We start from the raw sequence: 261 nt of genomic DNA, 5'->3' as shown, positions 1-261 counted from the left end.
GCGGCAGACCTCACGAATGGCCTTGCCATTGTCCTTGCGGAAATCCGCGATGGTCTTGAAGTCCGGCGCCAACTGCCCGGTCAGCCAGATCATCTCGATATTGCGCTGGCATTCCCGCTCCAGGCGTCGGCTCGACGGCACGCGATTGAGGTAGCCGTAGATGTAGAGCTTGAGCATCATGCCGGGATGGTAACCGGGTCGCCCCGTGTCGTGTGGCTGGACGCCAACGAAGCCGAGCTTATCCAGATCGAGCCCGTCGAC

At 61.7% G+C, this 261-nt stretch carries 1 protein-coding gene; it reads right to left on the bottom strand.

Going from position 1 to position 261, the window contains the following annotated elements; genetic code table 11:
* A partial coding sequence (locus CWO89_RS45485; RefSeq protein ID WP_130584502.1) for a transposase occupies positions 1-261 on the bottom strand: 261 nt, incomplete at both ends.

Origin of the sequence: Bradyrhizobium sp. Leo170, assembly GCF_004296405.1 — a bacterium.
Classification (GTDB): Bacteria; Pseudomonadota; Alphaproteobacteria; order Rhizobiales; family Xanthobacteraceae; genus Bradyrhizobium.
The sequence above is the reverse complement of the archived record's forward strand: the minus strand, read 5'-3'. Positions and strand labels throughout refer to the sequence as shown.